Genomic DNA, 23,017 nt, shown 5'->3' with positions numbered 1-23,017 from the left:
CAAAACCTGTATCAACCAAGCCCTACATCAAGTGCCATCATAAGAATGAACCCTGCCGCAAAACATACCGTTCCTATATTGGAGTGTTCACCTTCAGACATCTCAGGAATCAATTCCTCAACTACAACATAGATCATCGCTCCCGCCGCAAAACTGAGAAGATACGGCATCATTGGAATAAGTACTCCGGATGCGACTATTACCAGAATTGCTCCGATTGGCTCAACTATTCCCGACAGTACGCCATACAGGAAAGTTTTCCCTTTTGGCACTCCCTCACCAAGAAGCGGCATTGAAACTATCGCTCCCTCAGGAAAGTTCTGTATTGCAATACCCAGTGCCAAAGCAAGTGCTCCCGCATAAGTAATGGCACTGTTTCCATACATCCATCCCGCACAAACTATTCCAACTGCCATTCCTTCGGGAATATTGTGCAGAGTTACGGCAAGGACAAGTTTAGTTGTTCTCTTTAGTCCGCTCCTTGGGCCTTCTTCAAGTTTATCCAGATGCATATGGGGAGTCACAACATCAAGCACAAGAAGAAATAACATTCCTATGCCGAATCCTATGGATACGGGAACAAATCCCATTTTTCCCATATCTGCCGTTTGATCAAGCGCCGGCAATAACAAACTAAAAAAAGAAGCCGCAACCATCACACCTGATGCAAATCCGGTAAGAGCACGCTGCATCTTTTCTCCTATTGCTTTTTTAAAAAAGAATACTGTCGCAGCTCCGAGCGCAGTTCCCAAAAACGGAATCAAAATAATCTGAAACATAAAAATACCTCGTTAAGTTAAGTGTTCTGCTCAATAAATGAGGAAGAAAGCAAACGCTTTCTCCCTCATTTTATCACATTATTTTTTGATTCCAACCGCCTTGGACCAGTTGAACAGATCTCCGACCACTTTGCAGTGATGTTCAATCTCTTTATCAGACATACCATGAACAATCGGTTCCGTGTACAACTTCCACAATGCCGAGACAAGCACGTGAAGCTCCTTGCGAGAAATTTTCTTATCTGCAAGTTCCCTGTCCTGCAATGCTTTTAAGTAGTCATAGTCTATATCAGACATTTTCTCAAGCCACTGTTCGTGAAAATGACTGTACTTAGTCCCCTCTGAACACTTAAGAACCAGTTCCAGTCCGTCTTTCATATCCATGAGCCGCTTATTCCAAAGTCTTGTGTTCTCCTCGGTATTATCCCAAACTCCTATAAGTTCCTTATCTGAAAGCTTATTTGGATCAACAGTCTTTGCTTCCTCCAAGATGCTGTTCATACTGTCGACCGTGTCTTTTACAACTGCTTCAAACAAGCCTTCTTTTCCTTTATATCTATTGTAAATTGCTCCTGTGGTAACTCCTGCATCCTTACATATATCGGAAAGCTGTGCACCGAGAAACCCTTTTTCCCTAAAATGTTTCCTTGCACTTTCCAATAATCTCGGATCTATGCTGGTATCTCTAACTGCCATAATCAGCCAATCTTTCTTTTGCACCATCCGGAATCGGAATTCTTGATCTGTACAAAGTTCTTATAAATTCCGTCTTTTTCCATAAGCGCGTCGTGTTTTCCTTTTTCAACAATTTTACCATTGTTGACAACAAGGATGCAATCAGAGTCTTTAATGGTCTTAAGTCTGTGTGCGATTATGATAAGTGTCTTTCCTTTGCAAAGCTCTGAGATTGCCTGCTGGATAGCAGCTTCATTATCCGCATCTATGCTGGCTGTTGCTTCATCAAGGATAACGATAGGAGAATCCTTAAGGATACATCTTGCAATTGATATCCTCTGCTTCTCACCTCCCGAAAGCGATGCTCCACCTTCACCAACCATAGTTTCAAATCCATCGGGGAGGCTCATGATAAAGTCATAACATCTTGCCTTCTTGGCTGCCTCAACAACCTCTTCTCTTGTCGCATCAGGTCTTCCCATGATGATATTGTTGTAAATGGTATCTTTGAAAAGATATACATTCTGAAACACCATACTGATCTGTTCAAGAAGGTTCTTAAGCGGTACTTCTTTTATGCTTGTTCCGTTGATCAGGATATCGCCCGCATTTATATCCCAGAATCTTGCCATCAGATTGGCAAGTGTACTCTTTCCGCTTCCGGAAGGTCCTACAAGTGCGATTGTCTCACCCTCATTAACTTTGAATGAAACATTGCTTATAGTTTCTTTTGCATCATACGAGAACTTTACATTCTTAAACTCAACTGCAGGCACGCCTTCTTTTGCACCGCCGATCTTCTTATTTCCCGAATCAGAGAGTTCCTGCTCATTCATAACTTCTTCAATCCTGTCAAGGCACTTATCCATGATCGTAAGCTTCTCAGACTCCATATACGCAACTCTCAAGGGAATAAATACATTAAGCATGAAAAGAGTTACTCCAAGAAATGCTGTTATATCTATTGTTCCGTTTAAAAATAGGATTGAAGCCACAAAACCAAGCGCTACAGAACAGATCTCAAAAATGATATTTATGGCAATTCCCAAAGGAATCATCTTGCCTTCAAATCTTAAACTCTCCTTACAAGACTTCTCGAAATTGTCACTCATTTCTTTTGACTTATCTCCGAGAAGATTGTAAGTCTTGGTGATTCCGATTCCTTCGATGTAATCAAGAACTGCTTTTGTAAGTCTTTCGCTCTGCTCCTGTCTTTCACCTGAAAGAGTTATTCCTCTTCTGTATTTCACTTCACCGACCAGAACCAAAACCAATGATCCTATAAGTGCAACTGCGCCGAGCGCCGGATTAAAAACAAGCATGAATACTGTAAAGATTGCAGCTGAGAAAAGATAGCTCATAGTATCCGCAAGTGTCATCATTGAGTTTTCCTCAATAAATACCATATCTGTTGAAAGAACCGAGCTGATCTTACCGATGTTTCCTGCTGTAAAATATCCCATCGGAAGCTTTCTTAAATGCTCACCAAGCTTTATTCTCATATCAGCCATGAGCATGAATCCCGCAGCCGACTGAAGTCTGTCTGAAAGATGGATAAAAAGAGCCTGCGCAATAACACATCCAAGTAGCATAAATCCATATTTTACAAAACTTCCGGGCACAAGCGTACCCTTAAAGAATTCATCAACCATCAGAACCGTCAATACAATTACCGCATTCTGAAGAATTGATTTCAAAAATGAAAATATAAATGCAATCTGTATCCTTCCCTTATATTTTCCCGAACAATCTATAATTCTTTTTATTGCCCCGATCATGCAAATGCCTCCTTCACTGTGACCTTGCTGCCTTTATCTGCAGCCGACCATTCTTTTGCTCCTTCAGACAACTCCCAAAGATTTGCATACATCTCAGAATTCTTAAGAAGTTCATCATGTGTTCCTTCTGCCTGTATCTTGCCGCTTTTCATAACCACAATCTTGTCTGAATTCTTGATTGAATATAATCTGTGAGCAATTACGATTACCGTCTTGTCAGAAATAAGCTCTGCTATTGCATTATTCATCTTTTCCTCATTTTCCGGATCCATAAATGCAGTAGCTTCGTCAAGAACAATAATAGGCGCATTCTTTAAGATAGCTCTCGCAAGTGCGATTCTCTGCCTCTCTCCGCCCGACAGCATTTTTCCTGCGGCACCTGCCATAGAATATATTCCGTTATCAAGTCTTTTAAGGAACTCAGCACACTGTGCTTTATTTGCAGCTTCTATTACTTCTTCATCGGAAGCTCCCGGTTTGCCGAGCCTGATGTTCTCAATAATACTCATGTTGAAAAGGAACTGTTCCTGTGAAACAAAAGAGATCTCACGGTTCAAAGCTTCCAATGTCATATCTGTAATATCCTGTCCGCCTATCTTTACGCTTCCTCCGGTAACATCATAGAAATGAACAAGAATCTTTGCCAGGGTTGACTTTCCGCTTCCCGACTCACCTACAAGCGCCGTTACGGTATTTTCCGGAATTGTAAGGCTTACATCTTCTATTACATCCACTTTTTTGTCATAAGAGAATTTTACATTCTTAAATTCAATCGAATGGTCTTTTCCCTCAAAGGACTTTGTTCCCTGCTTAAGAGGCTCAGCCGAAAGGATATTCTCCAAGGATGTGATCTTATAGTTAAGCTGTGGCAGAACACTCATAAATGTAAGCGCTCTTAAAATAGTAGGTCCTATAGAGAAAGTCATGCACATAACAAGCAGGAAGTTTGAAAGCGTTGAACTTCCCGTATATACAAAATATCCTCCGATAGGAAGTGTCAAAAGAGCCACGCAGGGAAGAAAACTTCCGTACAAAGCCATCCATGGCCAGCAGATCTTGTACCATGCAAGAGTAAAATCTCTGTAACTCATGACATCACCGGAAAATCTCTTGTAGCTGTCGCCGTCACGTCCAAAGATCTTTACGACTTCCATACCGTTTACATACTCAACAATGGTATCATTCATTTTCTGAGCAGATGCATAATAATCTCCCATCTTGCTTGTTCCCGCACCATACATTGCAAACATAGCAACCATACCGATTGGAAGAGACGCAAGCGAAAGAAGCGCAAGTTTCCAATCAACAAAAAACATGATGATAATTACAAGAAGCGGTACAATCAGATTTGAAAATCCTTCCGGAAGTGCATGTGCAATGAGAAGCTCCATGTTATCAATATCATCAATAAATACTTTCTTAAGCGAACCTACACCAAGTTCCTGAATTTCTCCGAGCGGAAGATTTTCCATCTTTTTCTGAAGAGATATTCTCAGATTCTTAAGTGTGTTATAGGCACTGAAATGGGATCTTTCCAATCCGTAAATATAAAATCCCACGTATACAAGACCGCATATCAGCATGACAGTTGACCATTTCGCATAAAATGAAATACTCGTCTCTCCTCCTGTCGCGCCATCTATCATTTTATAAATAGCTACGAACTGTAAGACATTAAATGCCAGTCCTACGAACAACAAGAACATTGCCAGAAAAGTATATTTCTTATACTTCCCCGTGTACTCCAAAACCTTTTTAAACATTGCTCCCTCCTGTTTTTATCGTTAGGCATTGCTAACAGAATAATAAAAAATCGTAGATGATAATAATCAAATTATTAATAATTCAATTATTATCATCTACGATTTTTAATACTACCTCATATAACTGTAAAGTCAATACAGTTCAGATTTTGGTATTGATAAGTTTTCTCAGCAGACAACAGTAAGTTGCTCCAAAGGTACTCCGTTTCTGTGCGCTGTGCTGTAGATTTCTGTAACCTTCTTGTATTTATCAAATGTCTCAAGCGCTGACTTGGTGTCGCCGTAAACTTTCCAGAAACCTGTGTATTTCACGCCCTCATCAGGGCTTTTCATGAATCCCAAAACATCTGTCACGGGATATCCAAGGAAAAGACCTATCTCATGCGGAAACTTTGAATCCTGTCTTAAATGCTTTGCAAGTTCCGCAACGCACAGATCTGCGTTACTGTATGAGTAGCCCTTTTCTTTGAGGACTTTGCATACTTCTTTATTCGCAAAATCTCTTTTTAAAAAATCAGGTCTGTAAACATAGACGAGGACTCGCTTTTCGTAATACTTTACGGGTATCATTCGCAGTCCTTTCTTCGCAAACCTGTAATTAAAGTCTCTCACTTCTTTGTTAAAACTCTCCCTGTCATCGATATCGACAGTAAAAAGATTTCCTGTTTTGAGCCCCGCCAAAGTCGGTGAACAAAGACTTATAAGTAATTGATCTCCCATTACTCCTCCAAATCATTTTTTCTAATTTGATAATTGGCATCATACGTTGTGTTAGCTGCACCTAACGCATATGCAGAATACTCTCTTTTCCTGCATGTTTATGGCACTTTCTCAATCAGTAAAATATTGAAAAATATTATCATGTTTTTTTATTGATATTTATGTTAGCATTTGCTAACGTATTTTTCAAGAGCATGACTCGCGAAATTGCTCAGAAAGGATGATCATTTTTATGAGTAAAGTTAAAGTAGTTTTTTGGAGTGGAACAGGAAATACTCAGGCAATGGCCGATGCAGTGGCAAACGGAATCACAAGTGCAGGCGGCGAAGCTGAGGTAACAACATTTGACGCTATCAGCGCAGCTGATGCAGCAAAAGATACTGTTATCGCATTCGGTTGCCCCGCTATGGGAGCAGAAGTTCTCGAAGAGACAACAGTTGAGCCTTTCATGGCTGATTATGAAGGTTTTGCAAGCGGCAAGAAGATTGCGCTCTTTGGTTCATACGGCTGGGGAGACGGCCAATGGATGCGTGACTGGCAGGACAGACTTACATCTGCAGGCGCAACTATCGTTGGCGGCGAAGGAGTAATGGCTAACGGAGCACCCGATGCAGATACCATTTCAGCCCTTGAAGACCTCGGAAGACAGCTTGCGCAGGCATAAGCAATTTGTGTAGCTGCCTTTCCTTACGCCCGGCCGCAAGGTATATATTCGGAAATGCGTTGTGTACGTCTTCGTTGTGTTTTTCTAAGATTCATAAATGAAGCGAGCTCTCCTCTCAGCGTTGTTCGAAGCAGTCGAGCTCGCTTCATTTATGAATCTTGAAAAACATCGCCTCGTACGAATACAACGCATTTCCGAATATATACCTTTGCGGCCGGGCTGTCTATGAAAAGGGCAGCAAATACAAAAAACGAGCTTTTCAAAGCTCGGCGTTTCTCTCTATATAGAGAAAGACGTGAGCGATAGATATGCTTCACGTCTTCTAAATCTTTATGCCACTGTCTTATTCTCCACTTTGAATACGGCATCGGCATTTTTTATTGTGTTGAGTCTGTGTGCGATTACAAGGAGTGTCTTTCCAAGGCAGAGCTCATCGATTGCCTCTTGGATATACGCTTCGTTGTCGGCATCGACGCTGGCTGTCGCCTCATCGAGGATTACTATAGGTGAATCCTTTAGGATACAACGGGCGATAGAAATTCTCTGTGCCTCGCCGCCGGATAGACTCGCGCCGCCTTCACCGATTACCGTATCAATCCCGTAGGGAAGCTTATCTATGAAATCCATGCATCTTGCTTTCCTTGCGCACTCGATGATTTCCTCGCGGGTGGCGTCGGGTCTTCCCATTCTTATGTTGTTATAGATGGAATCCTTGAAAAGATAAACCTTTTGGAACACCACGCTTATGTTATCCATAAGATTTTCCAGAGGCACATCCCTTATATCGACACCTCGTATCATTATCTTTCCGCCGTTTACATCCCAAAATCTTGTAAGAAGGCTCGCAACGGTACTTTTTCCGCCACCCGAAGGTCCGACAAGTGCAGCCATGGTATTCTTTTCTACCTTGAAGGAAACGTTTTCCAGCACGCTCTCTTTTTCATAGGCAAAAGATACTTCTCTAAATTCAATCTCCGGAACACCAACGGGAGCTTTTTTGGGGATTGTCGCAATATCTTTTTCATCCAAAACTTCAAGATCAAAAATCTCTTCCATTCGGTTAAGGCTGCTGTTCATAACAGCAAACCTTGTAACCTGAAGATACACTTCCTTGATCGGTCTGAAAACACCGAAAGAAAACATGCAAACGGCAAGCGCTCTGAATCTTTCTATCTCGCCGATACCAAACAGTCTTATACACAAAGAAATAAGCAAAAGAACTCCGACAGCGTTTGCAAACTCCATGATCCTAAGGCTCGGAGTGACCTTTTTTTCAAATGCTATGCATTCATCCTTCATCTTCTCAAATGCATTCTCGATATCGGTAGATTCACGATCAACCATGTTGTAGGACTTTATTACGCCCATTCCTTCAATGTATTCAAGAACGTGACTTGATAGCTCCTCGTTAAGTTCCTGTTTTCCGTCTGCCTCCGCTTGCTCATGTCTCATGGAAATATTACCTATAAGCACGATCACAAGACTCATTAAAAGAGTAAACGCCCCAAGTAAAGGATGAAGAAAAGTCATAAACGATATGACCAAAATTTCAGAACAGATATCACCAACAAACGAGGAAATCGTGTTCATGCAATTTGTCTCGATAAAGCCCATGTCCACCGCAAGAACGGTACTGATCTTTCCGATATTTCCGTCGGTAAAAAATCCCATTGGCATGTGACGGAGCTTTTCTCCCAAGCTTATCCTAAGGTCGGAAAAAAGCAAATATCCGGCAGTAGACTGAAGTCTGTCCGACATGTACGAAAAGAAAACTTGTCCGACAAACAACGCTGCCATAACAGCGATCAACATTCCGACTTTTTCCATAGTCATCTTGTTTTCATACAAAAGCTTTATTATGTATACCGAGAGTGAATATGGGCCGTATGTACATATTGCGCGAAGTAAGGAAAAAAGATATGCAAGCCTTATCCTTGTCTTATATTTTCCCGCAAGGCGTATGATTCTTCTTATCTGCTTTATCATATTGCTTCTTCCTCCTTAACTTCTCCCGAGTTATTGACCATCCAATCTTCCGCGTCCTTGGAAAGTTTATAGAGTTGTTTGAAGTACTCATTCTTCATGATCTCGGCTTTATTGCCCTCGGCTACAACTTTTCCGTTTTTGATAAGCACGAATTTATCGACATTTCTCATCGCACTAAGTTTATGTGCTATGACGATGACTGTTTTTCCTTTTATGATCTCATCTATCGCCTTGTTGATCTTATCTTCGTTTTCAATATCAACAGAAGAAGTTGCCTCATCAAGTATTACGATCGGTGCATCTTTAAGGATTGCTCTGGCAAGCGCTATTCTCTGCCTCTCACCTCCTGAGAGCCTTTTTCCTGCATCACCTGCTTTGGAATTATATCCTTCGGGAAGCTTTTTTATGAACTCATCGCACGCAGCTTTCCCCGCAGCTTCAAAGACCATCTCATCCGTGGCTTCGGGATTTCCGATTCTTATGTTTTCCATAATACTTCTGTTAAAAAGAAATACATCCTGCGACACAAAAGATATCTTGGAATTAAGTTCCGATAAGCTTAGATTGGTAATCTTTTTCCCGCCAAAGGTTATACTTCCGCCGTCGGTATCATACTGATGCGCAAGAAGTCTTGCTATAGTCGACTTTCCGCTTCCTGACTCTCCGACAACCGCTGTCATTTCTCCCGCTTTTGCAACAAAACTAATATCCTTAAGAACCTCGTTGTCCTTGTATGAAAAATGTACATTCTTAAGCTCAATATCAAGCTTTTCATCTCCCGAAAAACTCTCGCAGCCTTCACACAATTCCGTTCTGTCAAGCACTCTTTCAAGCGCCTGGATCTTGTAATTAATCTGAGTCACATATGATGCAAAAGAAAGAGCTCTTAAGAGATTCGGTCCGATTGCAAGTGACAGACAAATGATAAGAATAAAATCGTTAAGCGTCGCGCCGCCTGACATTACCATGATTGTTCCTGCGGGAAGCGCGAACAAGAGCATATTGGGAAGAAGGCTCATGTATAGCGCAATCCATGGCCAACATACTTTATACCAGGTAAGGCTTAAGTTCCGATAATTAAGTACGCTCGATTCATAGCTCTTGTAAGATTCACTCTGGTAATTAAATACCTTGATAACTTCCATTCCGTTGATGTACTCGACAATGGAATTGTTCATTCGCTTTGCAGCGGCAAAATATCCGCCCATTCTCTCAACGCCGTCATCATACATCCGCTTCATGCAAAGAAGTCCCAACGGCACTACGATAAATGCCACAAGAGCAAGCTGGAAGTTTACTCTGAACATGAAAACAATGATTCCAAGAGAAACCAAAAGATTGGATATTCCTTCAGGAATTGCATGTGCAAGAATTACCTCTATTTCTTCAATGTCATCGGTAAATACCTTTTTAAGAGCGCCTGTGCCGATCTGTCTTATTGTTCCGAGAGACTGTTTATTTAGTTTATCCTTTAGCTTTATCCTTATTGCCTTGAGCGTATTAAATGCCGCTATATGTGACAATGACAGGCCTTGGGTATAGAGGAGCATATTAAGGACATTCCCCAAAAAGATAACGATTATAGGAATGCAGACGTCCTTAAAGGTAAAAATGTCTTTTGACAGAAATTTATCCGTTATCTTATAAAGCATCGCATAAGGAACTATACCTGCCGCAACACCAAGTATCATGCAGACTATGGCGCCGTAAAAATGTTTTTTATATGCTCCCATTCTGTTTATGATCCTGCTCATCGCAGAGCCTGATTCTCTTTTGCTTGTATGAGCCTCTTCACTTTCTGTCGTGAAGTAGTATCTGACTTTATTGATACCTGCTTCGTCCAAAGGATAAACCGACACGAGTCTTCCTTGTTCCATGTGAACCACATGAGTACAACAGTTTAAAATAAGCTCAAGATCATGAGTGATTATTATCGATGTTTCAACATCGGACTCCGTATCTCTTACAAGCTTCGAAAAGCTCTCCATTCCTACATAATCAAGACCACTTGTGGGTTCATCATAAAATATAATCTTCTTGCCGGAACAGAGTGCAGAAGCTATTGCAACTCTTTGCTTTTGTCCTCCCGACAGTGAAGAAGGATGCCTGTCCTTAAGGGCGTCTATTCCAAGTTTTTTAAGAACGGAAAGTGCACGCTCATCGCTGACATCACTGTTAAGCTTAAGTTCTTCCATTACAGATTCGCAAAAGAGCTGTCTGTTTACATCCTGCATGACCATGAAACAGGACTTCGCTCTTTGCTTGTCATCCAAAACCCTGCCATCTATACTCACAGTACCCATTGAACCGAGAACTCCGCAGAGCGCCTCAGCAAGTGTACTTTTTCCTGTTCCGTTGTCTCCTATGAAAGCCACAACACTTTTAGACGGAAGCTTAAGATCATCCACATCGAGGATGTTGGAATTATCTCTCTGACACGAAAGATCGCTTATCGTTATTACAGGCTTTGAAGCCTTCACCTCAAGCGGTCTACCCGTAACGGTAGAAAGATCTGTTGTTCTAAGTCCCATTTCGGACAGCGCTCTATTTGACAGCTTTTTAAATTCATCTGCCGTGAATTCACCTTCTACTCTTCCTTCGTTTATATAGATAAATCTGTCCGCAAGATCCGTTAAGAAATACAAACGATGTTCGGACACCACAATTGTCTTTCCTTCGGACTTTAGTTTGGAAAGTATCTGATGAAGCCTGTTAATCGCTTTTCTGTCGAGGTTGGATGTAGGTTCATCCATGACAAATACCTCGGGATCCGAAGCATATACAGAGCCACAGGCTATCTGCTGTTTTTCTCCGCCCGACAGTTCAAAGATATTTCTGTTAAGAAGCGGTCTTATCTTAAGAACATCCGCAGTTTCATTGAGACGCTCTTCCATCAGCTCTTTTGACATATTGTGATTCTCACATCCAAACAAGAGCTCTCCCGTTGTATCTACATGAAAAAACTGGCTCTTCGGATTTTGAAAAACTGAACCGACAAGCGTGGAGATATCGGAAAGTGGCTGCCTGGTCACATTTGCACCATCTATATATGCGCATCCTTCCATCTCGCCCTCATAGAAATGCGGTATCAGTCCGTTTATCACTCTCGTAAGCGTTGTCTTACCGCATCCGCTCTTTCCGCAAAGAACTACAAATTCGCCTTTTTTAATCGTAAGATTTATATTTTTGATTCCATTTCCGCCTTTACTTTCGCCGGCGTATCTAAATGAAACGTCTTCTATCTTAATCATTTTCACCTCTTACTCATTGCTGGTAAATGAAAAACATATATGCCAGGAAGCCTGCAAAGATCAGGATTATCGCGTAGTCGGTAACCCTAAGCCTTGCTTCGACATATGAGCTTCTTTTCCTGTTACTGTCGAGTCCTCTTGCCATGGCCGACGATGCGAGTTCATCCATAAGTTCGACCGAACAAAAAAGAAGCGGAACCATGGTATACTCGATTATCTGCGCGGGCTTTGTAATAAAGCTCTTTAGCTTAAATTCTATTCCTCTAAAGAGCATGGCTTTCTTTATTCCGTCCCACTCATCAAATATGGTCGGAATAAATCTGATAAGAACTACGAAAGGAATAACAAAGACCATCGGAAGATGCATCTTTTGAAAAGATGAAATCAGGTGCGACATGTCGGTCGTCTTTGTGAACAGCAAAAGTGCCATTGTTATCGGGCAAAAGAATCTGATAAGTACCATGACGGACATGCAGATCATATTAAGAACCGAACCAAAGCCTCCTTTTACAGCACCTGCATACAGACACATTATTATAATTGATATGCAAAAACATATTACGGATAAATATTTTTCGCCTTCCAAAAACAACATCACACAAAGAAGCGCCGCAAAAACAAGCGACGGAAATACCGTCACGCACTTTAGCGGTATGATCATAGAAATAACAAGTATCAACAGTTTTGTTCTTGGATCTGCTTTTATTATTGAAGTATTGTTCCCGGTAAACATTGATTATCCCCTTAGACAATTCCTGCTTTTTCAAAATGTTTTTTTACAATCTTCGATCCGAAAAGTCCGCCTATAATTCCTCCGACAACCGCAAATCCAACAATCATGATCCACGCCCACCAGGGTGTTACGAGCCTGCTCATTCCATCTGCAAAGTCATCTCCGACCATTGAACGAACACCTGCTATATATGCATCTTTGGCAACAAGAATTCTGAAAAAGTTAGACGCAGTTATAAAGTTGAAAAAGACGTATGAGATCACATACATTTTCTTTGACTTATACTTTCCAAGAGCCATGCATATCTCAGCTATCAGTGCGCTTACAATGCAGACAGAAAATGCGATTGGATCAAAGCCTGTTGCTATGCATGCAAACAATACAGCCATCAGAAGTGCAGCTCCGAATTTTCTTACTTTAAGAACGCTCAAAAGATAAATGGTACCGCAAAAAATACCGAGCAATAAAGGACACGCGATGTAAATAACCGGAATTGTTCCAACCAGCATCATTACTATCAAAACCGCAACAACATAAAGTGCTGCGAATGCTCCTGCGTAGATCATATCTTTTGTCTTTAATTTCATAAACTTACTCCTCCAACTTCTCAGAACTTTTTACATAAATAGTCTCATGATAGCCCGAATTATCTGCCACCATGAGACTTTTTTTGATATATTTTATTATTTAGAAATTACTTCTTTACGTGGAAAGCATCCATCTGAGGATATACGGCGCTTTCACCGAGCTGTTCTTCGATACGAAGGAGCTGGTTGTACTTGGCAACACGCTCTGAACGGCTGGGTGCACCTGTCTTGATCTGACATGTATTGAGCGCTACAGCAAGATCTGCGATTGTTGTATCTGCAGTCTCACCTGAACGGTGTGATGAAATCGCAGTGTAGCCTGCGTTGTGAGCCATCTTGATTGCTTCAAGTGTCTCTGATACGGAACCAATCTGATTGAGCTTGATAAGGATTGAGTTACCTGCTCCGAGAGAGATACCCTTTGAAAGTCGCTCTGTGTTTGTAACAAAGAGATCGTCACCTACAAGCTGAACCTTGTTACCAATCTTAGCTGTCATCTTCTGCCAGCCTTCCCAGTCTTCTTCATCAAGTCCGTCTTCGATTGAGATGATAGGATACTTATCAACAAGACTCTCCCAGTGAGCGATAAGCTCATCTGATGTGAACTCTTTGCCTGACTTGGGCTGCTTGTAGAAACCTTTTCCTTTTTCGCTCTTCCACTCTGATGAAGCGGCATCCATAGCGATCATGAAATCTTTTCCGGGCTCAAAGCCTGCTGCCTTGATAGCCTCAAGAATCTTCTCGATAGCATCCTCGTCGCTCTTGAGCTGATTGGGAGCAAATCCGCCCTCATCACCAACTGCTGTTACATCGCCCATATCCTTGATGAGCTTCTTGAGGCTATGGAATACCTCTGCACACCAGCGAAGAGCTTCTTTGAATGAAGGAGCACCTACAGGCATGATCATGAATTCCTGTGTATCAACGGCACTGTCAGCGTGAGCTCCGCCGTTAAGGATGTTCATCATAGGTACAGGAAGTCTGTTTCCTGAAACACCGCCAAGGAATCTGTAAAGTGGAATATCAAGTGACTTAGCTGCTGCTCTTGCAGTTGCGATTGATACCGCAAGGATTGCATTTGCGCCGAGCTTAGACTTATCCTTTGTTCCGTCTGCCTTGATCATTGCCGCATCTACAGCATATGTATCAGAAGCATCGATACCTTTAACCGCATCGTTGATCACATTATTTATATTATCTACAGCCTTTGTAACTCCTTTTCCGAGATAACGTGACTTATCTCCGTCTCTGAGTTCAAGTGCCTCAAATTCACCTGTTGATGCACCACTCGGAGCAGTTCCGGTTGCCACTGTTCCGTCTGCAAGAGTAACCTCTGCCTCTACTGTAGGATTTCCTCTTGAATCTAAAATTTCTCTTCCGATTACTTTTTCAATTGCAAGCTTTCCCATTGTTTTGCTTACTCCTTTCAGATTTTAAACACAGAATTCCCCTTCAGCGTACTGGCACGTTGACTTTTGATCAATTACGAAGTGAAATAATTCATGTACAAGGCGGAGACCATCGTCGATGCGAGCATCGACGATTGACGACAACGCAGTACATGGATTATTTCGCAAGTAATTTATCTAATTGTCATCTTGCCAGTACGCTAGTAGCCGATTCATAAGTCCGGCTAATCAAAAGAGGAATTCACATGATTTACTCAAGTGTTAGCAGATGCTAACACCGCATATTTTATTATAGCACATTTTACATGTCAATGAATCAGAAGTGTTTTAGGGGTTAATGAGAAATAGTATCATTTTTATCCTGTTTATGGATTATAGTACTCCCTTAAGAACTACCTTAAGTGTATCTGCCGATGCCTTAAGCGCTTCTCTTTCGCCGTCACTTAACCTGATCGGCACTGCACCCTCAACACCGCTCCTTCCTACAATTGCAGGCATACTGAGTGCAACATCATCTATTCCGAACTCGCCGTGTTGAATACTTGATACGGGAAGGATTGACTTTTCATCTCTTACAATGGCTTCACATATACGTCTTACACTCATTGCAATTCCGTAGTATGTTGCGCCCTTTTTCTCGATGATCTTATATGCACTGTTCTTTACATTCTCGGCGATCTCTTTCATTGATTTCTCATGTTCGAAATGACCTCTCATCTCACAGAAATCATTGAGCGGGATTCCCGATACGTTCGCACTGCTCCAAGCCGCGATCTCGCTGTCTCCGTGTTCGCCTATAATGCAGGCATGAACAGATCTGCTGTCAATCTTAAGATGTTCTCCGAGAAGATATTTAAGCCTTGCGGTATCAAGCACGGTACCTGAACCGAATACTCTGTTCTCAGGAAATCCACTGAGTTTTGCCGCCGCATATGTAAGTATGTCTACAGGATTAGCAACAATAAGAAGGATTCCTTCCGTGTTATATTTTGCAATCTCGGGAATGATGGATTTAAAGATTCCGACATTCTTTTTTACCAGATCAAGTCTTGTTTCGCCCGGCTTCTGACCCGCACCTGCAGTCACAACGACAACCGCCGCATCCTCAGCATCTTTATAATCACCCGCATATATCTGCACAGGCTTTGCAAAAGGAAGTCCGTGACTTATATCAAGAGCTTCACCCTCTGCCTTTTCTTTGTTCACATCTATCAGCACCATCTCAGAAAACAAGCCGCTTTCCATAAGTGCAAATGCTGATGCCGATCCGACAAATCCACAACCTACTACCGCTACTTTTCTTTCATTTAATGTTGCCATGACGCACCTCCTTTTTACTGATATACTAAGCAATCTCAGGTTTTCTGATAAGATCATACATATGGAAGTTCTCTCCGCAATTTCTTACTCGGTCAAGCTCCATTCCAAGATATCTGTACCTTTCACTCTTATCTTTATCGTCGGTATCAAGGATTACAGAAATTCCTTTTTTATCTGCCATATCATATACATATCGGAGCATCTTCTTCATAAAGCCCTGCTTCTGGAACTCTTTTCTGACTACCAGCACTTCAATCTTTATGAATTTCTTTTTTGCCTGCTTCATTCTGGTTTCAATAGAATGGCCGTTGGAAAAACATGCAGAAATGAACTCTTTCATCTTCTTGAATCCGCCGAGGGCTCTTTTCTCTGCAGATATCATCTTCATTCCGTCTACAAAGCCGACAGTTCCTACTCCTTCTCCCGAAAGAACAAGAAAGCCTTCTCTTTTCTCAGAAGTTGTATAAAGAATACCGCTTCTGTAGGCAGCTCTGATAATTCCGCCAAAGTATGTATACATACTTTCTCTGTTTGTAATGAACTTTATAAGTCCTTGGTCTTCTTTGTTATATTCATAATCGTAAAATGCGTCAGCTATCTGCCTTGAGATAGCCTCAACTTCCGAATCAGACAATCCTGCAAGTTTAATCATTTTTCCCCTTTCTTGCAACAAGGTGTAGCCTAAACTTGGGCGCAGCTTCAAGCCCCGTGTAATGCTTATTCGGATTCTTTTCATAGAGTAATGAAATCATCGGTCCTGTTCCACATCCGCAATCAAGAAGATCATGATACTCCTCTTTATCAAGCTCAGATGCAATATATGGATAATCCTCCTTACACATTTCATATATTCCCGCTTTATCTGATTCATATATTTCAGCCGCCTGGGTAAACTCTTTTACTGTAAGATCTTTGTATTCTCTGTCTGTTCTTGCTTGGAACGTTGTGATATACATAATTGCTGGTAACAGCGTCAAATGTTTCATCGTCAAAATCAAGTTTTACAGCATCCCCCTGCTGAAAGGTAGTATTTGAAACACCTTCTGCGACAGCATTGCTTTCGCATAGATTTTTGCTAAAAGAAGCATACTCTTTGCCCCATCTGTCTATTCCTATCATTCTTGCATTAGGGTTTTTCCTGGCACATGCAATGGTAAGCGCCGCGCTTCCGCATCCGACATCGAGACCTACGCCACCGTCAGGAATCTTCACATATGATGAAACGCCTTCAATTATCTGCTTTGACATCTGCCTTGTTCCATTGTAAGAAAAAGCTCTGTACATAAGAAACATCCATATAGTCATAAATGCACTCAGCACCGTAAGAACCAACAAAATCTTTCCGATTATTGTTCCGATTCCCACTAAGCAAGTTAACGCACATAACACTACTGTTGATATAAGCGCCCCTTTTATCATTCCCTTCGGCATCCAGTTTTTATAATTTGCTTTCATACTCTTCCTCCCTAACTAAACCTGTATCTTAAACATTTTTGTTAGGGCTATCTGTTACGATTTGATTCCATTTGGTTTCAGCTGTCCATATTACATGGACTGTATCAGCTAATGTTATCAAATTGTTATCATGGTGGTGTTATCACGCTAGGTTTTTTTGAAACAACTGGTCTTCAGTTCCATATACGGTTTTGAAATCACCGATTTTTTCAAACCCGTATTTCTCATACAATCCCTGTTCACCGCTCATAATATAAATCCTCTCATAACCAATGGATCTGGCATAGTCCGAAGCGACATTAATCATTCGTTCAGAAACTCTCTTTCCTCTGCTTTTTTCATCAACAAAAACAAATCCAATAAATGGTGTATATGGGGCATCATCCGGCAATTCATCTTTCTTAGCAAAAGTACAATATCCGATGATTTCTTCGCCCTCACTAGCAACGAACACGCGCTCTGTTTCCGAGAACTCTTTGTTACGCATCATCTTGGCAAGATACGGTCCGGCCTTCCATGAACAGTTTTCCGCGAAGGAAATTGTTTTGTCCCAAAGCGGATGACCATATGTCATAACTGATATTTCCACGCTCATATGCTTATCCAAAACCTTTTTATTTTATCGCCATCAACATCGATGGTCTTCTCGTATACCCCGCCATTAGCAAGAATCGTTTTCTCGCTGGCATCATTTCCCTCGTCGCAGGTCACAAGCATCTTATTGATCCCGAGTTCTTTTGCCTTTAACTTGTCCAGGCGTAACATTTCCTTGGCATAGCCTTTTCTACGCTCGGAAGGACGAACCGAATATCCGCAATGTCCACCCCAAGTACCAAGGATGGGATGATCAATATGATGACGAAGATCTATTACACCAACAATTCTGTTATCCTTCTTCCTTATTGCCAGATAAGTATGTGAAGGAACTGTCGTTCCTACTTCTTCACATGTTTTTTCGTCTTTTCTAAGAAAACATATTCGGATTCATTCGTCAGCAGAACTACTTGAATCCAATGACATGCATCCAGCAAATTGATCTTCATTATCAGCATCTTTATCTATTATTTCCTGTCTGAACGCCCATAGATCCTCGGCATATTCCAGACTTGGTTCAACAAGTATGAGTTCATTCATAATTCTTTATCTAAGCTCCTCTATAAAATTCTGTATTCTCTGAGTCGCAATTTCATCCCGTGACAATTTACGCAACTCATCGCAAGTAACCCATTTGTAAGCAGATGTCTCGCCCTCTTGAAGGATAATGCTATCTTTATCGACGTCCGTATTGCATAAATAATCTACATAATATGTCTTATGACCATAATGCAGAACTCGACCGATTTCCGTAAGTTGCATGTCCTGCATCTCGTTTATTGTAAAATCCAATCTAAGCCACCTCTATTTTTCAGCAACTACATAGTCACCATTTTTATAATTTCTCATCGATTTACTGATTCTAAATCCCGCCTTTTGCATCTCTTTAACCAAGGTATGCATATAAAATCCTTATTCCCAAATATTTCTATTGCAGTGTCCCGACTTCTAGGCAAGGTACTAACGTATACTCGTTTTAGATTAAAAACAGGAATATCATAAGACATCCGCATAATTGGTGCCTTGTCATACTGAGTACAAGCCTTATCAAACTCACAGGAACTATACGTTCTTTCCCAGTCATAAGCAACTGGTCCATGTCGTATTATAATTACTTTCAAATATCAAAATCCCCCACTATTTCACAAGCCATGAGCCTGTCTTCTTAGATCCGATTCTTTCAATCACGCCCTCGTCCAGCAATTCCTTCATTAACATTTGCACCGCTCTTCTAGATTTGTTCATCATCTCTGACAGTTCTGCTTGCGTCAATGAAGGATTTTCTTTAAGAAGCAGCAATAGATGTTCTCTATCCGAGATCATGCTTTTCTGCGCTTTATCAAAAGCGTAGTTGAGATTCCACAACGTAAGGAAAGCGCAGAAAAACTCTAGTTAATTTATCTGCGCCTTTCATATCTTTTTTTTGCAATTGCAGTAAACTCTCCCGGAAGTTTCTCGTTCTCCCATGAAGGATGCTCATCAAAACGCTCCAAAGTAAATCCGCTCCCGATGATAGAATTGATGATCTCGCTGATTGTGTACTTCCTGTAATGGCATTTAGGGATCTGCTTACGGATCTCCTCATCGTAAAATCTTGCGTGCGCCATCTCACCTTCAAAGATATCTGTTGAGAAATAACTCATGGTTGGCTGCTGCAGCCCAAGTATATCGGAAATCTTAGTAAATGGATGGAAGTCACTGCAGATCATCTTTCCACCGGGTTTAAGCAATCCGTTCATAACATTCATAAAAACATCTATATCGTGGAAATAATGAAGGATTCCACCCTCCATAATGACAACATCAAAAAAGCCGGCATACTTGTCCATATCGATTTCCATGATATCACAAACTTCATAGCCAATGTTTACGCCTGCAGCCTCAGCTGTTTCCATGGCATATTTCTTATTGGCTTCGGATATATCAAATACTGTAACCTCTGCTCCCAAAAGAGCCAGCGGAATTGCTTTCTTGCCGCAGGATCCGCAGATATTAGCTACCTTGACGCCTTCAAAAGAATCAAAGTAGTTCGCATACTGCTTTAGCATCTTCCTGGGGTTTTCTTTATCCTTTGATGCTCTTTTCTCCGGAGTCCCAGCGGTTCTTACCCAAAAATCATATGCATCAAACTCCCACGCCTTTTTATGTTGTAGACTATATTCGTTCAAAACGACCTTCCTCCTGCGGTTTATTCCATCTACCAGCGGTTCATGTTCTTCTCACACTTCTCCAATCATCCAAAGTAGCTTGTTTTTACCAACTTCTGGAGAAATATGCTCCCATTTATCTTTGTACTTCTCTTGAAGCGCTTTCTGCATTTCAAGCATTTCGTTAATCCCAAAATCTGACATTGTATTATCCCCTTTTATAATTTCAAAACTGCTATAATCTCTTCTCCATCCATATCACCAGTTTCAATAAATCCAAACGATGCATATAACTCCTTCGCAATTTGATTCTCCGGTTCATAAGATAGCCAGCAATATTCAGCCGGTCCACATGGATAGGTCTTAATAAAATCCAACGCTAGTTTTACTGCTTGCCTACCATATCCTTTGTGCTGATAATTCTTATCTATCATCAATCGCCACAAGTTATAATTACCTGTAGCAACATCTGGTGCATCTTCCCAATAATCATCCTTATCAAATCCAATCATCAAAAATCCTACCGGAATATCACCATCATAGATTCCAAAGGGATAAGCATAACCACTGGCTGTAATAGCTGTGTATGCTTCAATGATACTTATCTCGTTACTAGCTACAAACTCCCTTTGTGAATTATTGACAGATAGTTTTAAAATGTTCCATACATTTTTACCATTTATTTTTTCTAGCCTTAACATTTCTTGCTCCCAATATTTCCCTAATTATTCTTCGTTTCCAGCTAAATTATGAACACGTTATGAAATGCAAAGCACCTGAAAAACATTCTAACAAATAGCACATACCTAAACAACAAAAACTGTAATACTGTCGCATATAAAGCAGGAGCTAAACCCATCTTTTTCCTCTGATATAAAATAACGGAAGCGTGACACGCTCCCGTTACAATAACCATACAAAAAAGCCGTAGCAAATGTATTGAATACATTCACTACGGCTCATTTTATGAACTGATTTATAGTTTGCTATTTACTCTAAAATAACACCATATTTTCAAAGTGTATTGTCATTTTATTGTCACTACACTTCCATACACCTCTCAAAACCTTGTAAATACTGGCTTTGCAGAAACGCTGGTATTATTCCAGCTCCCTAACTTAACCTGTACCTTAAACATTTTTGTTAGGGTTCTCTGTTGCGATTTGACTTCATTTGGTTTCAGCTGTCCATATCACGTGGACTGTATCAGCTAATGTTATCACGGGAGTGTTATCAACACCAATCTAAACTAATCCTAGATGCTTCTCAACCAAAGAAACTGTTTCTTCTACGCTTCTTTTGGTGTCTCGCTCAATCCAGAAATAGTTTCCTGACTTTATTTGCGCATATTTTTCTGCATTAAGCGAATATAGAGTTTCATTACAAGTTCTTTTCGCACTTTCAAAATCAGTCGCACTGTGTATAAAGTCACTGAACCCCTGATGATCCGGTCTATTGCAATAATCGTCAACCAAATCGGTCGGTTCTTTGATCATAAAAACTACTCTCGATGGATCTGACAATAAATCAGCCTGTTCTACTGTCAAATGGCAATCACAAATGACCTTTGCATTTTTAGAAAGCCTGATCAAATCCAACACCACAAAATCAAGTTGTTCGCGAGTATTAGCGATCAGCCAATTCCGATACTCTTCAACAGACCTTCCAAAGAATTCGTCAGCATCTGTAAAAGTCATATTCATAGCAGGCTGATGCTCAGCATTTGACAGCAACTGATGACTTGGGAACATCTCATCAATGTCATAAACTTGAATACCATATTTTTTTCCTAATGCTCTTGATACGGTAGTTTTTCCTCCGCATGGTGTTCCGGTGATAAAATATACGTTTTTTAAATACTCTTTAATTACATTATCTTGAAATATCATAATGCTCCTTTATTTATTAGTATGCTTTTTATGTACTTTATAAGCATGAAACTAATAATAAAGTCTCATGCTATCAGATATTTCTTAATCTCAAAAATGCCACCATAGTAGTATTCTCCCTTCATTATCATTAAATAATATGTCTATTGTAGATAATCACTATCTAAATATAGATATCACATTTCTCTTAAGCTTGCAATCTGATTCACCATATATTTGGCATAATCCTTTGCATGATTAGCACTGATTACAGCTGAGTATTGAGCTGCTTTTGTACAATCAAATGCCTCATTCAATGCCTCTTTATATTCAATACTGTTTATCAGCAAAACAATTCTTATAAACATATTAAGACAGCGAATTGCTGTATATTATCATTTTCGCCGCTTGTATTCTTTCTATTGCCACCGTCTAGACAGCGATACTGTTAATAGTTACTTTTCCGCTGCTTAGAACCCCCCTCATGGCTCATTTATTGCAGCGGAATATTTATATTTTAGGTTTCCGATGCCACAAGACAGCCTCATACTTCTTTTTCAACAGCGTGATTATTTAAAATGGGATTTTCGATGTCTGGAAGTTTCAACTCCTTCAAAAAACATCGGTATTTGAAAAAAGAAAGTTTTCGATGCCCCGCGAATGGGGGCATCGAAGAATAATACTAAATAAGATAATTTTACTGATACTCCGGATTTACACTAACGCTATAGTAAACCCGCGATTTGTCTAATAATTTCGTCACCTGCAAACCACCCGGTATTATTCCAGCTCCATACAAAATATCATCTATAGATTTCATGATATCACTTTTGTTAGCTATTGCTAACATTTCCCAAAAAACAAAGAGCTGCTTTGCAACTCTTTGCTCGCTGATACGTAAAAGTATTATGCTGATCACAAACATGCTGCTTTCCATGTTTCCTCTTTAAATCCCGGAATCACTTCAGTATCTGTAACAAGAAGCGGTCTCTTTACCAGCATTCCGTCAGATGACAAAATATCCAGCATCTCATCATCACTCATATTCGGAATCTTTTTTGATAATTCCATCTCCCTATACAGAATTCCGCTTGTATTAAAGAACTTCTTGAGCGGAAGACCACTCTTTTCGTTAAGCTCTTTTAGCGTATTTTTATCAGGATGCTGTTCTTTTATATCAAGGCTCTCATACTTAATTCCATTATCATCCAACCACTTTAAAGCCTTCTTACATGTTGAACATCTTGAATAGCAATACACTTTTATCATGACTCTTCCTCCGTAAATT

26 protein-coding genes are annotated in these 23,017 nt (G+C 40.6%); 1 reads left to right on the top strand and 25 read right to left on the bottom strand.

Annotated elements, in window-relative coordinates:
• Nucleotides 1-11: 11 nt before the first annotated feature.
• From DL92_RS0112635 to DL92_RS0112615, 5 genes are all read right to left on the bottom strand, one after another.
• On the bottom strand, nucleotides 12-779 hold the full coding sequence (locus DL92_RS0112635) for a ZIP family metal transporter (RefSeq protein ID WP_026667912.1): 768 nt from the start codon (nucleotides 777-779) through the stop codon (nucleotides 12-14).
• Nucleotides 780-857: 78 nt separating this feature from the next.
• The gene (locus tag DL92_RS0112630) at nucleotides 858-1,475 is read right to left on the bottom strand and encodes a TetR/AcrR family transcriptional regulator (RefSeq protein ID WP_026667911.1); all 618 of its coding nucleotides are present in this window, start codon (nucleotides 1,473-1,475) and stop codon (nucleotides 858-860) included.
• Nucleotides 1,476-1,477: 2 nt separating this feature from the next.
• Nucleotides 1,478-3,232 (bottom strand): ABC transporter ATP-binding protein, encoded by a 1,755-nt coding sequence (locus DL92_RS0112625; RefSeq protein ID WP_026667910.1) that lies wholly within the window; start codon nucleotides 3,230-3,232, stop codon nucleotides 1,478-1,480.
• Nucleotides 3,229-4,995, bottom strand: coding sequence for an ABC transporter ATP-binding protein (locus DL92_RS0112620; protein WP_026667909.1), 1,767 nt, complete (start codon nucleotides 4,993-4,995; stop codon nucleotides 3,229-3,231). Before DL92_RS0112620 ends, DL92_RS0112625 begins: the two co-directional genes overlap by 4 nt.
• A 168-nt stretch (nucleotides 4,996-5,163) precedes the next feature.
• Nucleotides 5,164-5,715: a DUF3793 family protein gene (locus DL92_RS0112615; RefSeq protein WP_026667908.1), complete on the bottom strand. Its 552-nt coding sequence runs from the start codon at nucleotides 5,713-5,715 to the stop codon at nucleotides 5,164-5,166.
• Nucleotides 5,716-5,947: 232 nt separating this feature from the next.
• Here DL92_RS0112615 and DL92_RS0112610 point away from each other — a divergent pair, with 232 nt between their 5' ends.
• Nucleotides 5,948-6,379 carry a flavodoxin gene (locus tag DL92_RS0112610; protein WP_026667907.1) on the top strand — a complete coding sequence of 144 codons (432 nt, stop codon included), beginning with the start codon at nucleotides 5,948-5,950 and terminating at the stop codon, nucleotides 6,377-6,379.
• 330 nt (nucleotides 6,380-6,709) lie between these two features.
• On the opposite strand, the gene DL92_RS19275 is transcribed toward DL92_RS0112610, so the two are convergent.
• The 20 genes from DL92_RS19275 to DL92_RS0112505 form a co-directional block, all read right to left on the bottom strand.
• On the bottom strand, nucleotides 6,710-8,365 hold the full coding sequence (locus tag DL92_RS19275; protein ID WP_034469159.1) for an ABC transporter ATP-binding protein: 1,656 nt from the start codon (nucleotides 8,363-8,365) through the stop codon (nucleotides 6,710-6,712).
• Complete coding sequence (locus tag DL92_RS19270; RefSeq protein WP_051625339.1) at nucleotides 8,362-11,616, bottom strand: energy-coupling factor transporter ATPase; 3,255 nt, start codon at nucleotides 11,614-11,616, stop codon at nucleotides 8,362-8,364. Before DL92_RS19270 ends, DL92_RS19275 begins: the two co-directional genes overlap by 4 nt.
• A 13-nt stretch (nucleotides 11,617-11,629) precedes the next feature.
• Nucleotides 11,630-12,349: an energy-coupling factor transporter transmembrane component T family protein gene (locus DL92_RS0112595; protein ID WP_026514101.1), complete on the bottom strand. Its 720-nt coding sequence runs from the start codon at nucleotides 12,347-12,349 to the stop codon at nucleotides 11,630-11,632.
• An 11-nt stretch (nucleotides 12,350-12,360) separates the two neighbouring features.
• Nucleotides 12,361-12,936 carry an MptD family putative ECF transporter S component gene (locus tag DL92_RS0112590; protein WP_034469129.1) on the bottom strand — a complete coding sequence of 192 codons (576 nt, stop codon included), beginning with the start codon at nucleotides 12,934-12,936 and terminating at the stop codon, nucleotides 12,361-12,363.
• A 107-nt stretch (nucleotides 12,937-13,043) separates the two neighbouring features.
• A complete protein-coding gene (gene eno / locus DL92_RS0112585; RefSeq protein WP_026514103.1) occupies nucleotides 13,044-14,345 on the bottom strand; it encodes a phosphopyruvate hydratase in 1,302 nt (433 codons plus the stop codon).
• A gap of 372 nt (nucleotides 14,346-14,717) precedes the next feature.
• A complete protein-coding gene (locus DL92_RS0112580) occupies nucleotides 14,718-15,665 on the bottom strand; it encodes an L-lactate dehydrogenase (RefSeq protein WP_026667905.1) in 948 nt (315 codons plus the stop codon).
• 25 nt (nucleotides 15,666-15,690) lie between these two features.
• Nucleotides 15,691-16,317 (bottom strand): GNAT family N-acetyltransferase, encoded by a 627-nt coding sequence (locus DL92_RS0112575; protein ID WP_026667904.1) that lies wholly within the window; start codon nucleotides 16,315-16,317, stop codon nucleotides 15,691-15,693.
• Nucleotides 16,310-16,507 (bottom strand): class I SAM-dependent methyltransferase, encoded by a 198-nt coding sequence (locus DL92_RS21755; protein WP_026667903.1) that lies wholly within the window; start codon nucleotides 16,505-16,507, stop codon nucleotides 16,310-16,312. Before DL92_RS21755 ends, DL92_RS0112575 begins: the two co-directional genes overlap by 8 nt.
• A gap of 34 nt (nucleotides 16,508-16,541) precedes the next feature.
• Nucleotides 16,542-17,120: a class I SAM-dependent methyltransferase gene (locus DL92_RS19260; RefSeq protein ID WP_051625338.1), complete on the bottom strand. Its 579-nt coding sequence runs from the start codon at nucleotides 17,118-17,120 to the stop codon at nucleotides 16,542-16,544.
• A 142-nt stretch (nucleotides 17,121-17,262) separates the two neighbouring features.
• Nucleotides 17,263-17,715 carry a GNAT family N-acetyltransferase gene (locus tag DL92_RS0112560; RefSeq protein WP_196803706.1) on the bottom strand — a complete coding sequence of 151 codons (453 nt, stop codon included), beginning with the start codon at nucleotides 17,713-17,715 and terminating at the stop codon, nucleotides 17,263-17,265.
• The gene (locus tag DL92_RS21550) at nucleotides 17,712-18,098 is read right to left on the bottom strand and encodes a GNAT family N-acetyltransferase (protein ID WP_330371108.1); all 387 of its coding nucleotides are present in this window, start codon (nucleotides 18,096-18,098) and stop codon (nucleotides 17,712-17,714) included. The genes DL92_RS0112560 and DL92_RS21550 overlap by 4 nt, the downstream gene beginning before the upstream one ends.
• A gap of 6 nt (nucleotides 18,099-18,104) precedes the next feature.
• A complete protein-coding gene (locus tag DL92_RS21545) occupies nucleotides 18,105-18,254 on the bottom strand; it encodes a hypothetical protein (protein WP_242827171.1) in 150 nt (49 codons plus the stop codon).
• Nucleotides 18,255-18,260: 6 nt separating this feature from the next.
• Nucleotides 18,261-18,506, bottom strand: a complete 246-nt coding sequence (locus DL92_RS19250; RefSeq protein WP_185750413.1) for an NUDIX hydrolase — start codon at nucleotides 18,504-18,506, stop codon at nucleotides 18,261-18,263.
• 345 nt (nucleotides 18,507-18,851) lie between these two features.
• Nucleotides 18,852-19,037, bottom strand: a complete 186-nt coding sequence (locus DL92_RS21875) for a winged helix-turn-helix transcriptional regulator (RefSeq protein WP_034462027.1) — start codon at nucleotides 19,035-19,037, stop codon at nucleotides 18,852-18,854.
• Between the two features lie 74 nt (nucleotides 19,038-19,111).
• Nucleotides 19,112-19,882 (bottom strand): class I SAM-dependent methyltransferase, encoded by a 771-nt coding sequence (locus DL92_RS0112535; RefSeq protein ID WP_026655430.1) that lies wholly within the window; start codon nucleotides 19,880-19,882, stop codon nucleotides 19,112-19,114.
• A gap of 51 nt (nucleotides 19,883-19,933) precedes the next feature.
• On the bottom strand, nucleotides 19,934-20,065 hold the full coding sequence (locus tag DL92_RS21660) for a hypothetical protein (protein WP_034462412.1): 132 nt from the start codon (nucleotides 20,063-20,065) through the stop codon (nucleotides 19,934-19,936).
• A gap of 14 nt (nucleotides 20,066-20,079) precedes the next feature.
• Complete coding sequence (locus tag DL92_RS0112525) at nucleotides 20,080-20,562, bottom strand: GNAT family N-acetyltransferase (RefSeq protein ID WP_026655432.1); 483 nt, start codon at nucleotides 20,560-20,562, stop codon at nucleotides 20,080-20,082.
• Between the two features lie 543 nt (nucleotides 20,563-21,105).
• Nucleotides 21,106-21,750 (bottom strand): AAA family ATPase, encoded by a 645-nt coding sequence (locus DL92_RS0112520; protein ID WP_026655433.1) that lies wholly within the window; start codon nucleotides 21,748-21,750, stop codon nucleotides 21,106-21,108.
• A 676-nt stretch (nucleotides 21,751-22,426) separates the two neighbouring features.
• Nucleotides 22,427-22,666 (bottom strand): hypothetical protein, encoded by a 240-nt coding sequence (locus DL92_RS0112510; RefSeq protein WP_034469127.1) that lies wholly within the window; start codon nucleotides 22,664-22,666, stop codon nucleotides 22,427-22,429.
• Nucleotides 22,645-22,998 (bottom strand): arsenate reductase family protein, encoded by a 354-nt coding sequence (locus DL92_RS0112505; protein ID WP_026667900.1) that lies wholly within the window; start codon nucleotides 22,996-22,998, stop codon nucleotides 22,645-22,647. The genes DL92_RS0112510 and DL92_RS0112505 overlap by 22 nt, the downstream gene beginning before the upstream one ends.
• Nucleotides 22,999-23,017 lie beyond the last annotated feature (19 nt).

The sequence above is a fragment of the Butyrivibrio sp. AE2005 genome (assembly GCF_000686965.1).
GTDB lineage: Bacteria > Bacillota > Clostridia > Lachnospirales > Lachnospiraceae > Butyrivibrio > Butyrivibrio hungatei_A.
Note: the sequence above shows the minus strand (reverse complement) of the source record. Positions and strands in the feature narration are given on the sequence as shown.